The organism is Candidatus Accumulibacter vicinus (assembly GCF_000584955.1).
Lineage (GTDB): Bacteria > Pseudomonadota > Gammaproteobacteria > Burkholderiales > Rhodocyclaceae > Accumulibacter > Accumulibacter vicinus.
The window spans coordinates 239,255-251,760 of sequence record NZ_JDSS02000037.1; the positions used below are offsets into that span (position 1 = coordinate 239,255).

15 protein-coding genes are annotated in these 12,506 nt (G+C 61.8%); all 15 read right to left on the bottom strand.

Annotated elements, in window-relative coordinates:
* Positions 1–366 (bottom strand): hypothetical protein (locus tag CAPSK01_RS23525; RefSeq protein WP_273703901.1); only part of this gene is annotated, 366 nt, incomplete at its 3' end.
* Positions 367–670: 304 nt separating this feature from the next.
* Positions 671–2,236: a flagellar hook-length control protein FliK gene (locus tag CAPSK01_RS16905; RefSeq protein WP_034929307.1), complete on the bottom strand. Its 1,566-nt coding sequence runs from the start codon at positions 2,234–2,236 to the stop codon at positions 671–673.
* 108 nt (positions 2,237–2,344) lie between these two features.
* Entirely contained in the window at positions 2,345–2,623 is a 279-nt protein-coding gene (locus tag CAPSK01_RS16910) for a flagellar protein FliT (protein ID WP_034929309.1), read from the bottom strand.
* Positions 2,620–3,033 carry a flagellar export chaperone FliS gene (fliS, locus tag CAPSK01_RS16915; RefSeq protein WP_034929312.1) on the bottom strand — a complete coding sequence of 138 codons (414 nt, stop codon included), beginning with the start codon at positions 3,031–3,033 and terminating at the stop codon, positions 2,620–2,622. The genes CAPSK01_RS16910 and fliS overlap by 4 nt, the downstream gene beginning before the upstream one ends.
* Positions 3,034–3,053: 20 nt before the next feature.
* Entirely contained in the window at positions 3,054–4,793 is a 1,740-nt protein-coding gene (gene fliD / locus CAPSK01_RS23530; RefSeq protein WP_273703902.1) for a flagellar filament capping protein FliD, read from the bottom strand.
* Between the two features lie 48 nt (positions 4,794–4,841).
* Entirely contained in the window at positions 4,842–5,207 is a 366-nt protein-coding gene (locus tag CAPSK01_RS23535; RefSeq protein WP_273703903.1) for a flagellar protein FlaG, read from the bottom strand.
* Positions 5,208–5,293: 86 nt separating this feature from the next.
* Complete coding sequence (locus tag CAPSK01_RS16930; RefSeq protein WP_034929315.1) at positions 5,294–7,105, bottom strand: flagellin; 1,812 nt, start codon at positions 7,103–7,105, stop codon at positions 5,294–5,296.
* Positions 7,106–7,233: 128 nt separating this feature from the next.
* On the bottom strand, positions 7,234–8,016 hold the full coding sequence (fliR, locus tag CAPSK01_RS16935; protein ID WP_034929318.1) for a flagellar biosynthetic protein FliR: 783 nt from the start codon (positions 8,014–8,016) through the stop codon (positions 7,234–7,236).
* A gap of 7 nt (positions 8,017–8,023) precedes the next feature.
* Complete coding sequence (fliQ, locus tag CAPSK01_RS16940) at positions 8,024–8,293, bottom strand: flagellar biosynthesis protein FliQ (RefSeq protein ID WP_034929321.1); 270 nt, start codon at positions 8,291–8,293, stop codon at positions 8,024–8,026.
* A complete protein-coding gene (gene fliP, locus CAPSK01_RS16945; RefSeq protein WP_034929324.1) occupies positions 8,290–9,042 on the bottom strand; it encodes a flagellar type III secretion system pore protein FliP in 753 nt (250 codons plus the stop codon). Before fliP ends, fliQ begins: the two co-directional genes overlap by 4 nt.
* Positions 9,029–9,430, bottom strand: coding sequence for a flagellar biosynthetic protein FliO (fliO, locus tag CAPSK01_RS16950; protein WP_273703921.1), 402 nt, complete (start codon positions 9,428–9,430; stop codon positions 9,029–9,031). The genes fliP and fliO overlap by 14 nt, the downstream gene beginning before the upstream one ends.
* Before the next feature lie 143 nt (positions 9,431–9,573).
* Entirely contained in the window at positions 9,574–10,005 is a 432-nt protein-coding gene (gene fliN / locus CAPSK01_RS16955; protein ID WP_034929329.1) for a flagellar motor switch protein FliN, read from the bottom strand.
* The gene (gene fliM / locus CAPSK01_RS16960; protein ID WP_034929330.1) at positions 9,998–11,002 is read right to left on the bottom strand and encodes a flagellar motor switch protein FliM; all 1,005 of its coding nucleotides are present in this window, start codon (positions 11,000–11,002) and stop codon (positions 9,998–10,000) included. The genes fliN and fliM overlap by 8 nt, the downstream gene beginning before the upstream one ends.
* Positions 11,003–11,008: 6 nt before the next feature.
* Positions 11,009–11,560: a flagellar basal body-associated FliL family protein gene (locus CAPSK01_RS16965; protein ID WP_034929333.1), complete on the bottom strand. Its 552-nt coding sequence runs from the start codon at positions 11,558–11,560 to the stop codon at positions 11,009–11,011.
* A gap of 75 nt (positions 11,561–11,635) precedes the next feature.
* Positions 11,636–12,506: flagellar hook-length control protein FliK (locus tag CAPSK01_RS23540; RefSeq protein ID WP_273703904.1), on the bottom strand; the 871-nt coding region annotated here is incomplete at its 5' end.

Here is a 12,506-nt window from a genome sequence, read left to right on the forward strand (position 1 = left end):
CAGGCCGTTGACGAGCTGGTTGGTGGTGAGCGCGGCGACCTGCGACGAGGTCAGCGCCGCCACCTGGGCGGTGCCCAGGGTAGCAATCTGAGTGGTGGTGAGGGCGGCGACCTGGCTGCTCTTGAGCGCTGCGATATCGGCGGTTTCCATTGCCGTCAACTGACTGGTGGTGAGACCATTGACCAGCTGATTGGTGGTGAGTGCGGCGACTTGCACGGTGGTCATGGCCATGATCTGGGTGGTGCTGAGGCCGGCGGCGATCTGGCTGGTGGAGAGTTCTCGTATCTCGCTGGTCGTGAGTGCAGCGATTTGTCCGGCATCCAGAGTACTGATCTGTGTGGTCGTAAGGGACGTAATGATTGACATCTATTCTTCCTCGGAGACTTTTCTTGCCCTGAAAAAAGTCTTGAAAGTAAATTAAATTAATGCGCAAGGGCGTTTTTTGGGATGCCGGTCGAGCACATCGAAACGCGTCAGACGATTAGATCATCGGCTTGCGTCAGGAAAACTTTAGCCAACTATTTCACGGATTCAGTCTTTTTTGCCCGTGCCCGAACATTGGCCGTGCAGGGTTTTCCACGCCGGCCAGCAGCAGGAGGCCGAGCCTGCCTGGTCATGATTGGCCTGCTTCCGGTTTCGCATCGTGGGGTGCTGCGGCGTCTGCCACTGCTCATTGAGCGGGCTGGATACTCGCGGGTGGCGCGGTAATTCCCAATGACGCAAGGTCCAGGCCGGCCTGTTCGAACTGGCTGCGCAGGGCTGCGACCTCGCTGCGCAATCGTGCGCGGGTCCCGGCGTCGGGGGCGACCACGGCCAGCGTGATCTGCTTGCCCTGGATGTGCAGCCGGGCATCGACCTCGCCGAGCTGGGGAAGTGTCAGACGCAGCCGTGTCTGCCACTTTTCGCTGTTCTCGCCGGAATCAGCAGCGCCGTCACCCCTGCTTTCACGGGGGTCAATTTCGTTGGCAATCTCCCAGCGGATTTGCTGACCGGGCCAGATTTGTCCCTGCCATGAAAAATTCTGGGTCGCAAAGGCTTCGAGTTGCTGCTGGACGATCGCCTGTGCCTGCGGGGCGACGGGCTGGGAAGGCGGTGCGGATGGGGGGGGCTGGGGCGTTTGGGAAGACTGGGCCGACTGGCTGGTAGCAGGGATCGGATCTGCCGGCCTGGCCTGCGCTGGGTTGGCCTCCACGGCGGTGTCTGACACGGCGAGTAGTTCGGCAGCCTGGGGTGATTCCTGCACGGTCACGACCGGGGGGGGCGCGAGCCGGGGCGTCGTTGTTTGCTGCTCTGCCAACACGGGAGCCGGTATTCCCTCGGGTTCCTGCAACAGGGGCGCCGCTTGGCTGGTGGCGACGTTTGGGTCGGTCGGCCTGGCCTGCGCGGCCTCTCCGGCGGCGCCTGTCATGCCACGAAGTTCGCTGGCCAGGGACGATTCCTGTGCAACCGTGACCTGGGCAGCCGCATCGGGTGGTGCGGCCACCAGGGGAGCCGCCTGGCTGGTGGCGACGTTTGGGTCTGCCGGTCTGGCCTGCGCGGCTTCTCCGGTGGCGCCTGTCATGCCGCGAGGTTCGCTGGCCCGGGACGATTCCTGTGCGGTCGCGACCAGGGTGGCCGCGAGCCGGGGAACTGCTGCTTGCTGTACCGTCACCAGGGGAAGCAGCTTCCCCTGTGGCTCCTGCAGCAATTGCGCCTTGCTGTAGCGGCCCTCGACCCATCCTGCCTGATGCGATTCGTAAAACATGCCGCTCTCGCTGATCGCTTGCTTGAGCAAGGGTAGCAGCTCCTGGGCGTTGGCCGGTGGGCGGGCGGCGATCGGCTGATTGCCGTTGAGCGGCAGCGCCACGGGGCCGGCGTTGCGTGTGCCGCCAAGCAGATCGCTGATCAGTTGCCCGGTGCGGCTCAGACTGGTGGCGGCCGCTTCGACACCCCGCTGGCCGCTGTCGGATACTGCTTTTGCCAGCACCGCCAGCGTCAGTTTGCCGTTGCTCTCGGCGACCTCCAGCTCGATCGCGTCGCCGCTCCTGGCGGCAAAGGGCAGGGCGAGGGTGATGCTGCGCTGGTTGATCAGCGCGCGGTACGAGCCGTTGGGCAGCAGCGATTGGATTTCAGCCAATAAGCGCTGTCCGACAACGAGGCCGGAAAGCTTGTCGGTAATCTCCTGTCCCGGCGACGCCGGCCGCAGAGTGAGATCGGCAGTCGGCTGCAGGCGGTTGGCGACGTCGGGGCGGATCATGGCCGTTTCCCTCCCCTTCGCGGGGGAGGGGTTGGGGGGAGGGAAACGGCCATGAATATCTTGTGATCGGATGTGTCTCGAAAAATCATGGCCGTGCGTGACAATTGCTCAAACTTCTCGCAGAACGACGCGCAGTTCGTTCAAGCGGGCCTCGACCAGCGGGCGGATGCGCGCATCGCAGCGCTGGCAATTCTCGATCAGCGTACGTGCGCGCATGGCCGCCGCGGGTGCGAGCTGGCTTGTCAGGTGGTTTGGCAGACTGTCGGTCAGGGCTCGGCGGTCGGCCTCGTGCCTGGCCAGCAATTCCCAGTCCCCGTCTTCGGCAGCTCTGAGCATCGCTTCGGCAAGCGCCAGCAGGTGCTCGAGCGCGCTCAGCGAGGAAGTCATGCAACGGCTCTTTGTTGCGCCTGGGGTGAGATTTCTCGCCAGGCACCATGAATCTCTTCGAGCAGGGCAGCGACTTCCTCGAGCGCGCGCAAATCGTTGTCGAGGTTGGCGCGCAGCAGGCGCAGTACCATGTAGTCGTAAAGGGCATAGAGGCGCTCGGCGAGCTCGCCACCCTGTTCAAGGTCGAGGCTGACCTTGAGGCCGTTGCCGATGATGTCGATGGCTTTGGAAATGGCTTCCCCTTTGGCCGCGATCTGTTGTTGCTGCATGGCGGCGCGGGCCTTGCCGATAGCGGTCTGGGCGCCGGCGAAGAGCAGCAGAATCAGCCGGTACGGGTCGGCCACCTCAATGGCTGCATCGATACCTACCTTCTGATAGGCTGAAATCGCGTTGCGTGCATTGCCGAACATTGCGGACTCCTGGCGAACGATTAACTATTACTGTACTTGGGCAGATTGGCGAGTTGCTGCGTCAGGAAAGAGCTGGTCGTGGTCATTCCTGCGATGAGCGTGTCGAGTGAGGTGAATTGCTTGCGATAGCGCGCTTCGATCTGGACCAGCCGATCCGAGATCACGGTCGATTGCTTGCCGAGGTTGCTGATCGACGAATTGAGTCCGTCGCTACGAGCGGCAATCAGGCCACCGCTGCCGACCAGTCCGTCGGCAGCGCTCTTGACTGCGCTGCCGTAGGCGGCGACCAGGTTGGCGACGCCGTTGAAATCCTTGCCGATGGCCGTGTTCAGTTTGGCGGCATCGACGGTCAGCGTGCCGTCCTTCTGCAGGCTGACACCGATGTCCGACAGACGTTGCAGGCTGGCGCCGGCGAGTGCGGAGGGAACCTCGCCAAGTGCGGTGCGGAAGGAATTCTGTGCCGTCCGCAGCGTGCTGTCGCCGTTGAGCGTACCGGCTTTCTTGCTGGTTGCATCGTAACTGCCGAGATTCCTGGCGGTGCTCTGGAAATCGTTGATCGCCTTGACCAGCGCGTTGACGCCGGTGGTCAGGCTGGTATTGTCCTTGCTGATCGTCAGTGTGGTGCTGAGCGAGGTCGCGGGCGCTTCCGGGCCTTTCAGCAGATTCAGGGTGATGCCGTCGATCGCCGTCGTCACGGTGTTGGTGGCGGACGACACCGCAACGCCATTCAGTGTGAAGGTGGCGCCGAGCGCGGCGTGCGTCTGGGTAAAGGTATCCGCCGGCTCGACTGGATCCGACCGGGTGCTGGCAGGGGCGGCGCTCCCCGACAATTCGATGAACTGGTTGCTGCCGCCGGCGTTGCTGGTCAACACCAGCTGCTTGCCTGAGGTGCCGTCGACGACTTTTGCCGTCACGCCTGCGCTCGCGCTGTTGATTGCGTCGCGCATCATTTCCGGGGTGGAGTCAGCGGCAATGGTGACATCGGTGGTCTTGTTGATATTGGACCCGTCGCTGTCACCGAGTTTGATGGTCAGCGTGCCGCTGACCGGCAGGGTGCCGCCGATCCCGGAAAATACGCCGATGTCCGTGCTGACGCTGTGGTGCCTGGCCTCTGGAGCGACGTAGGACAGGCCCGTACTTCCAGAAATCTTGATGACCTGGTTGCTGCCGGCAGTATCGCTGGTCAACAGGAGTTGCTTGCCATCGGTTCCATTGATCACCAGCGCCGCAACGCCGGCGTTGGCGGCGTTGATCGCGTCGCGGATGGCCTCCGGCGTGGCGTCATCTGCGATGGTGATGTCGGTCGTCTTGCTCACCGTGACGCCGTCTGCCGTGCCCAGCGCAAGGGTCAGCGTACCGCCGTCCGGGAGGGTTCCGTTGGTCCCCGAAAAGGGCGAACTGGCTCCACCCGGGGTGGCGATGCTGTGCTGTGTGGCGAGTTGGGTCACTGCCAGACGATAGGTGCCGGCGACTGCGCTCGATGTCGTGGTCGCCGAAGCGATCGTCGCGTCGGCCACCGACGTTCTCAAAACCGTGAATTTTTGCGCTGCCGTCGTGCCACTGACGGGCACCAGATTTCCTGCCGCCGTCTGCATGGCTGAAATCGTCCCCTGCAGCGATCCGAGTGCCGAAATCTTGGCCTGAAAGCCGGCCTGCTTCTGTGCCAGAACGGTCAGCGGTCGTTTTTCCACCGCCATCAACTGGCTGACGATGCTGTTCACATCAAGGTTCGAGCCGAGGCCCGGTGACGAGACCGTCATGATTTTCTCCTGCGGCTGTGAGCTGCGAACTGCAAGCGAGGCAACTGGTCAGACCGACTGTTTGACAAATAATCCCTTGATGCTGTCGAGAGCCTTGGCAATGGCCAGCATTTCCTGCGAAGGTACCTGGCGAATCACTTCCTTGGTGGCGCTGTCGATGATCTTGACCACCAATTGCCCGGAATCTCCGTCCACACTGAACTCCAGATTGTCGTTGATCGGCTTGACGAAATCGCGGACGCTCTGGGTGGCTGCTTCAAGCTGCGCCCGGTCGGGGGGCTGTACCGGCAGCAGGGTCAGCGTGGGGTCAATGGTTCTGGTTTCGCCCGCTGTTTTGACGTCACGTGCCGCAGAGCTGACAACGACCAGATTGTTCTGGGGGGGTAGTGAAGCGGCAGTGGATGGAATGTTCATCTCGGACTCCTTAGAAACAGACGCCAGGGCGCGACCGCCTGATCACGACCGCGCCCCTGATCTTAGCGCTATTTGACGGCGTTTGCTTAGCCGCGTAGCAGCGAGAGTACCCCCTGCGGCAGCGAGTTGGCCTGCGCCAGCATCGCCGTACCGGCCTGCTGCATGATCTGCCCGCGGCTCAGGTTGGCGGTTTCGGCAGCGAAGTCGGCGTCAAGAATGCGGCTGCGCGAGGCCGTCAGGTTTTCCGAGGTGGTCGCCAGATTGCTGACGACGCTGGCAAAGCGGTTCTGCAGCGCACCGAGGTTGGCCCGACTCGAGTTGATGTTCGCCAGCGCCGAGTCGATCATTGCGATGGCATTTTGCGCACCGGTGGCGGTGGTCAGATCAACGCTGGCGATGCCGGCGCCAAATGTGGCCGTGGCAGCCGTATAGGCTGAACTCAGTCCGGAGCGTGCAATGTCGGAACCACTCAGGGTGATGCCGGCACTATTCGTAGTGTTTAGCGTGATGTTGCCTCGCGTAATGATGGCATTGGAAGATGCGGCATTGGCGGTTTCGTCGGCACCTGCGCCGAGTTGATCTGCGCTGAAGCCGGTGGCGGTTGCCGTAGCGGTTGCGTGCGCCAGGTTGCCACTGATGGTGATGGCTTGTCCCTCGCCGGCCGACAAGGTCAGGGTGCCAGCGGCATTGGTTGCCGTAACCCCGGTCTTGCTGGTCAGTGCATTGATCGCGGCAGCCAAATTGTTCCCTGGCGTCGCGGCAGCATCGGCGGCAACTGCGCCAATATCGTAGCCATTGATCGTCAGATCTCCGGCAGCCAGGGCGGCTCCGGTACTGGCGCCGGCAGCGACGATGTTGCTGTTGACGCCGGCATCGTCGCCGACGGTCAAACCGGTGTTCGCGACATCAGCCCCTGTACCACGGCCGATCAGGCTGATGTTGCGGCCATCGGCAGCGGTCAGCGAGACCGCGCCCGTCGAAGTGCTGAAAGTGGCGGTGACGCCGCTCTGGTTGGAAACGGCATTGAATGCTGCGGCGACGTTGGCGCCCTGGGTGATGGCGTCTGCTCCTGCCGCGATGGCACCCAGTTTGACGTTATTGACATAAATGAAGTCGGTGCTATCGCCAGCGATGGCAGCCTGTGCCGTGTTCGCGACGCCGGTCAACGTGGTGGCGCTTGCCTTGGCCGTCACTCCGGTCTGGCCCGACACGGCGTTGAAGGCCGCCGCTTTGGAGATGGCGCTATCGTTGCTTCCCGCTGCGGAAAGGCCGTCCCGCACGCTCGGTCCGATGCCATAGCCATTGACGGTGATGCCGCCGGCGGCAATGGCCCCGGTGGCGACTGCGCCGGCGGTGGTCGAACTGAACGAGGAAGTCGTGCCGACGCCCAGCGCATCGGCTTTGGCGCTGGCAAGCGAACTGATCGTCAGCGCTTCGCCGCTGTTCGCCCCGACCTGGAAGGACTGCGCGTTGAAGGTGCCGTCGAGCAGCTTGACGCCGTTGAATGCGGTCTGACTGGCGACAGTATTGATCTGCTGCACCAGCGTGTCGACTTCCTGTTGCAAGGCGGCGCGGTCGGTGGCGGTGTTGGTGGCGTTGGAGGCCTGTACCGACAGCTCGCGCATCCGCTGCAGCGAGTCGGTGATGCTCTGCAGGCCGCCTTCCGCGGTCTGCGCCAGCGAAATGCCGTCATTGGCGTTGCGCGAAGCCTGGTTGAGGCCGGTGATCTGTGAACTCATCCGCGTTGAAATGGCGAGGCCGGCGGCGTCGTCCTTGGCGCTGTTGATGCGCAGGCCCGAGGACAAGCGCTGCAGCGAGGTGGAGAGCGAGGCTTGCGACATGTTGAGGCTGCGTTGCGAGTTCAACGACGCGACGTTGGTGTTGATGACTTGGGGCATTTTCCTTCTCCTGACTGAGTCGAATAACTTCGGGTTCCCGGTGATCTGCCTCTGAGGTGTCTGCCGGCCCGTCCTGTGTGGCGATTGTTTCGCTGACACTTTTTCTTACGACTCGCCGCTGGAAAACTTTAGCGGGCAATATGCAAATTTCCGAGCATCGACTCCAGGCCGTATTCGAACAATTGTTGCAGGGGGGCGCCCAGATACGACAGGCCGACCACCAAGGCGGCGAATCCGAGCGCGATGGTCAGCGGAAAGCCGATGGCCATCAGGTTGAGTTGCGGTGCGGCGCGGCTCAGAATCGTCAGGGCCAGGTTGCTGATCATCAAGGCGACGATGATGGGCAGTGCCAGCAGTAGACCCGAAGAAAAGATGATCGCGCCCGCGTTCGCCAGTCTCCTCCAGGAGTCCGCTGTGAAACCCTGGGTGCTGACGGGAAGCACCGTAAAGCTGTGCGCCAGGGTGGCGACCACCATCAGGTGGCCGTTGATGGCCAGGAACACCAGCAAGGCCAGAAGTCCCATGAATTCCGAAATGACTGCAGTCTGGCCGGCGGTCTGCGGGTCATATGAAGTGGCAAAGCCGAGACCCATCTGCAGGCTGATCAGGTGGCCCGCCATGTCCACCGCGGTGAACACCAGGCGGATGGAAAAACCCATGGCGAATCCGACGAGCAGTTGTTGCGCCAGGATCAGCAGGCCGGTTCCCGACGCCGGATCCAGCGGCGGCACGCCGGGCAGTACGGGCACGATGGCGATGCTGATCGCCAGGCCGAGCAGCAATCGGACACGCGTGCTCAGGGCAGGATGGTCGAATGGCGGAGCCGCGGCGAAAACGGCCAGAATGCGCGCCAGCGGGAAGAAGAAGGCCACCACCCAGGCGTTGATCTCGGCAGCGCTCAGGCTGATCATGCGGCGTTCAGCCGATCAGGAGCGGAATGCTCTCGAACAGCCGCCGCACATAGTCGACCATCAGCTCGAGCATCCACGGGCCGGCCAGAAGAAGGATCAGGTACATCCCCACCAGCTTGGGAATGAAGGAGAGAGTCTGCTCGTTGATCTGGGTCGCTGCCTGAAAGATGCTGATGATCAGGCCGATCAGCAGCGCGGCCAGCAACAACGGTGCGGACATCAGCAAGGTCATCTCGACTGCCTGGCGCCCGATATCCATGACCAGCTCGGGGGTCATGTGGCAAAACTCGCGACCAGCGATCCGAGCAGCAGATGCCAGCCATCGACGAGCACGAACAGCATCAGTTTCAAGGGCAGCGCCACCAGCACCGGCGACATCATCATCATGCCCATCGACATCAGCACGCTGGCAACCACCATGTCGACGACCAGGAACGGGATGAAGATGATGAAGCCGATCTGAAAGGCCGTCTTCAGCTCGCTGGTGATGAACGCCGGGATCAGCAGGCGCATCGGAATGTCTTCGGCCGATGCGAAGTTCGCGGTCTTGGTCATGCGCGCGAAAAGGGCGATGTCGGCCTCACGGGTCTGTTTGAGCATGAACTTGCGCAGCGGCACCGCCCCTCGATCAATGGCCTCGAGGTAGCTGATCCGGTTCTCCGACAAGGGGAGATAGGCATCGCTGTAGACCGTGTCGAGTACCGGGGACATGATGAAAAAGGTCAGGAACAGCGAGAGACCGATCAGCACCTGATTCGGCGGCGAACTCTGGGTGCCCAGCGCCTGCCGTAACAGCGAGAGGACGATGATGATGCGTGTGAAGCTGGTCATCATCAGCAGCGCAGCCGGCAGGAAAGTGAGTGCCGTCAGCGTCAGCAGAGTCTGGATCGACAAGGTGTAGGTCTGGCTGCCACCGGTGCCTGGCGTACTGGTCAGCATCGGCAGCCCGCCGGCCTGGGCCCAGGCAGCCCCTGGCGCGACGAGTGCGAGCAGAAGCATCCAGGGGAGGTGCTTAACCGCCTTCATTCTTGCGCTCGGTGATCTGTTTCAGCCACTGCGCAAAATGCCGCTCGCCATCGCCGGCAGGGTTGAGATCGCCTTTCGGCAGCGTGTGCAGGGTCCGGATCTGGCCAGGCACGAGGCCGATAACGATCCAGGTGTCGCCGATTTCAACGAGCACGATTCGCTCACGGGTGCCAATCATCAGACCACCCACGACGCGCAAGGGGCCACTGCTGCCGAATCCGCGGCCCCCATTGAGCTTGCGCAGCAAGAACGCGGCGAGAAACAGAACGCCGATGACCAGGACCAGAGCCAGAACGGTCTGCAGCAACATGCTCGCCGAAACGCCAGGCGCTTCGGCAGCCTGCGCGAAGGCGCTGCCCGCATGCAGGGCGAACAGCAAACGGCCCACCTCGCGGGTGCCGTGACGGCCAATGGGTTTGCAGTGACGAATCAAGAGGGTCGGCCAGACTGGGAGACGAGCCACTATCTTAAAGCAAGTGGAGAGAAGGTCAAAACGTCGTGATCGGCCAGAAAAATGTCCGGCAGAGACGCTCAGTGTCCGATTTTGCGCGCCCGTTCGGAGGGGGTCACGATATCGGTCAGACGAATGCCGAATTTGTCGTTGACCACCACCACTTCGCCTTGTGCGATCAGCGTGCCGTTAACGAAGACATTCAGCGGTTCACCTGCCATGGCGTCCAGTTCGACGACCGAACCGTGGGCAAGTTGCAGGAGGTTCTTGATGGTGATTTTGGTGCGCCCGAGTTCGACCGAGATCTGGACGGGAATGTCCAGGATCATGTCGAGTTCGTTCATCATCGAAGTCTTGTGGTCCGAGTCATCGAAACTCGGGAAGATGTTGGCGGGTTGTGCCCTGGCGGCGGGTGTTGCGTCAGCCATGGCCTGTTCAGCCATTGCCGCCGCCCAGTCATCTTCAGTGTCGTCAGTCGTCGGAGACGCGTAATCGTTGGTTTCTTTAGCCATTGCTTTCTCCCACGGAAGCCTCCGCGATTTCGGAGGTCATGAAACGCTCGATCTTGAGCGCGTACTGCCCACGTTGCTGTCCGTAGCGGCATTCCAGCAGGGGGACTTCGTCGACCAGCGCGACGATTTTATCGGGGACTTCAAGAGGGATGACGTCGCCGATTTTCAACCTGAGAATCTCGCGCAGGGTCACCGTCTGCTTGGCCAGTTGGGCCGTAATTTCGACTTCAGCATGTTTCAATTGATTGCGCAACATGATGATCCAGCGTCGATCGGTTGACAGCTGGTCGCTCTGCATGGAGCTGTACAGCAAATCGCGAATCGGTTCGATCATCGAGTAGGGGAAACAGATGTGCATGTCCGCGCTTGAGCCGCCGAATTCCAGCGAAAAAGTCGTTGCGATGACGATCTCGGACGGTGTGGCAATGTTCGCGAACTGCGAGTTCATTTCGGAGCGGATGTACTCGAATGCGAGATCGTAGACCGGCTTCCATGAGCGGCCATATTCGCTGAATACAACTGCCAGCAGTCCATGAATGATGCGTTGTTCGGTGGCGGTGAAATCCCGGCCTTCGACACGCGTGTGAAAGCGGCCGTCGCCGCCGAACATGTTGTCTACCACCAGAAAGACCAGACTGGGGTCGAAGACAAACAGGGCCGTACCACGCAATGGTTTGGCGGCGACCAGATTCAGGTTGGTCGGTACCACCAGGTTGCGGGTAAACTCGCTGTATTTCTGCACACGTATCGAGCCCACCGAGATCTCGGCGCTGCGATGCATATAGTTGAAAAGACCGATGCGAAGGTAACGGGCAAAACGCTCATTGACCAGCTCGAGCGTCGGCATGCGCCCCCGGACGATCCGTTCCTGCGTTCCGAGATTGTATAGACGGGGACCCTCGCCAGCCTCTTGAATCTCTTCGGGTTCGTCGGCTTCGCCGCTGACGCCTTTGAGCAGGGCGTCGACTTCATCCTGGGAGAGAAAATCGGCGCTCATTGCAGTTTATTGAATGATGAACGAGGTGAATAACACCTCTCTGATTGGCCCGTCACGGCTCTTCCCTTTGCCGGCCGGGTCGAGAACGCCGTTCATTTTTTCCATGATCTCCCGCGCCAGCTTCTCCTTGCCTTCGGTACTGATCAAATCCGAGGCTTTCTTGCTCGACAGCAGCAAGGTCAGGTCATTGCGCAGCTTCGGCATGTACACCTTGAGCTGCTCACCTGTCTGCGGATCGTCGACCTCGACCGACAGGACCAGTTGCAGAAACTGATCACCACGTTCCGGGACAAGATTGACGGTGAAGGCATCGAGTGGGATATAGACTGGCGGTGCATTCTTGTCAACTTTCTTCTTCTTGACCGGTTTGACTTTTTCCACGGCGACTTCGCCGTCATCGTCGCCCTGCTCCGGGGAATGCCTCAACATCAGAAAGGCGGTTACCCCGCCGATGCCGAGAACCAGCACCAGGATCGCGATGATGATGAACAGTTTCTTGTTGTTCTTCGCTGGTGGGGCGTCCACGCCCTCGGTTACGGGCTTTGCATCCTTGGCCATGCGGCAGTTCTCTCCCTGGGTGTGCAGCCTGGTCCATGCCGATAAGCGTGCTTCGTCCCGGCTGGGCGGCTATTGCTACGCGAAAATGTCGATCAGCCCGTGGCCGCGCTGGGTGACGAAGGTCTTGCTTGACAGGCCGTTGGCGGAATCGCTGCCAAGTATAGCGTTATCAGCCTGTGGACGGGGCCGGTGCGACGATTCCTGCTGTCCGTCCGGCTGCTGACGGAACGACTCGCTGCCGACACTCACCTGCCCGAGAGCGATTCCTGTACCGGCGAACATCTCGCGCAGGCGTGGCACCGCCGTTTCGATGGCGCCACGCACATCGGCATTGGGCGAGACAAAGTGAGCGGTAGCGCCGTCCTTCTCCAGGTTCAGGGTGATCTCTATCGATCCGAGTTGCGGTGGATGCAGGGTCAGGTGGGCGAGCTGCTTTTCATTGCTGGCAAACCACAACAGCTTCTGACCCAGGTCGCCGGCCCAGGACGAGTCCCGCAGCGGTGTCCGAAGGTGATCAGTGATGTGGTCGGTGACTGCTGCACCACTCATGGCGTTGCCGGGGACGGCTGCGAGCGTGCTCGGGCTGCTGGCCGGATCGCGCAGCTCGGTCGTGTTTGGCCCGGGCTCAGGAGGGGGGGGCATTGTCGAGAGCATGTTCGGCTGACTGGCTGGATCGCGCAATTGGGGCGTATTCAGCCCGGACTGTGCGGAGGAGGGTATCGCCGCGAGCGTGCCCGGACTGCCGGCCGGATCGCGCAGTTGGGGCGTATTCAGCCCGGACTCTGCAGGGGAGGGCATCGCCGCGAGCGTGCCAGGGCTGCCGGCCGGGTCGCGTAGTTCGAAGGTGTTCAGCCCGGACTGTGCAAGGGAGGGCATCACCGCGAGCGTGCCCGGATTGCTGGCCGGATCGCGCAGTTGGGGCGTATTCAGCCCGGACTCTGCAGGG

What these genes read in the sequence shown, in the direction of transcription:
- fliS (WP_034929312.1), bottom strand. Translation starts at nt 3,033, where the DNA reads ATGTTCGGCAATGCACGCAACGCGATTTCAGCCTATCAGAAGGTAGGT.
- fliQ (WP_034929321.1), bottom strand. Translation starts at nt 8,293, where the DNA reads ATGACCCCCGAGCTGGTCATGGATATCGGGCGCCAGGCAGTCGAGATG.
- CAPSK01_RS16930 (WP_034929315.1), bottom strand. Translation starts at nt 7,105, where the DNA reads ATGCCCCAAGTCATCAACACCAACGTCGCGTCGTTGAACTCGCAACGC.
- fliM (WP_034929330.1), bottom strand. Translation starts at nt 11,002, where the DNA reads ATGAGCGCCGATTTTCTCTCCCAGGATGAAGTCGACGCCCTGCTCAAA.
- fliD (WP_273703902.1), bottom strand. Translation starts at nt 4,793, where the DNA reads ATGACGGTCTCGTCACCGGGCCTCGGCTCGAACCTTGATGTGAACAGC.
- fliP (WP_034929324.1), bottom strand. Translation starts at nt 9,042, where the DNA reads ATGAAGGCGGTTAAGCACCTCCCCTGGATGCTTCTGCTCGCACTCGTC.
- CAPSK01_RS16910 (WP_034929309.1), bottom strand. Translation starts at nt 2,623, where the DNA reads ATGACTTCCTCGCTGAGCGCGCTCGAGCACCTGCTGGCGCTTGCCGAA.
- CAPSK01_RS16905 (WP_034929307.1), bottom strand. Translation starts at nt 2,236, where the DNA reads ATGATCCGCCCCGACGTCGCCAACCGCCTGCAGCCGACTGCCGATCTC.
- fliR (WP_034929318.1), bottom strand. Translation starts at nt 8,016, where the DNA reads ATGATCAGCCTGAGCGCTGCCGAGATCAACGCCTGGGTGGTGGCCTTC.
- CAPSK01_RS16965 (WP_034929333.1), bottom strand. Translation starts at nt 11,560, where the DNA reads ATGGCCAAGGATGCAAAGCCCGTAACCGAGGGCGTGGACGCCCCACCA.
- fliN (WP_034929329.1), bottom strand. Translation starts at nt 10,005, where the DNA reads ATGGCTAAAGAAACCAACGATTACGCGTCTCCGACGACTGACGACACT.
- CAPSK01_RS23535 (WP_273703903.1), bottom strand. Translation starts at nt 5,207, where the DNA reads ATGAACATTCCATCCACTGCCGCTTCACTACCCCCCCAGAACAATCTG.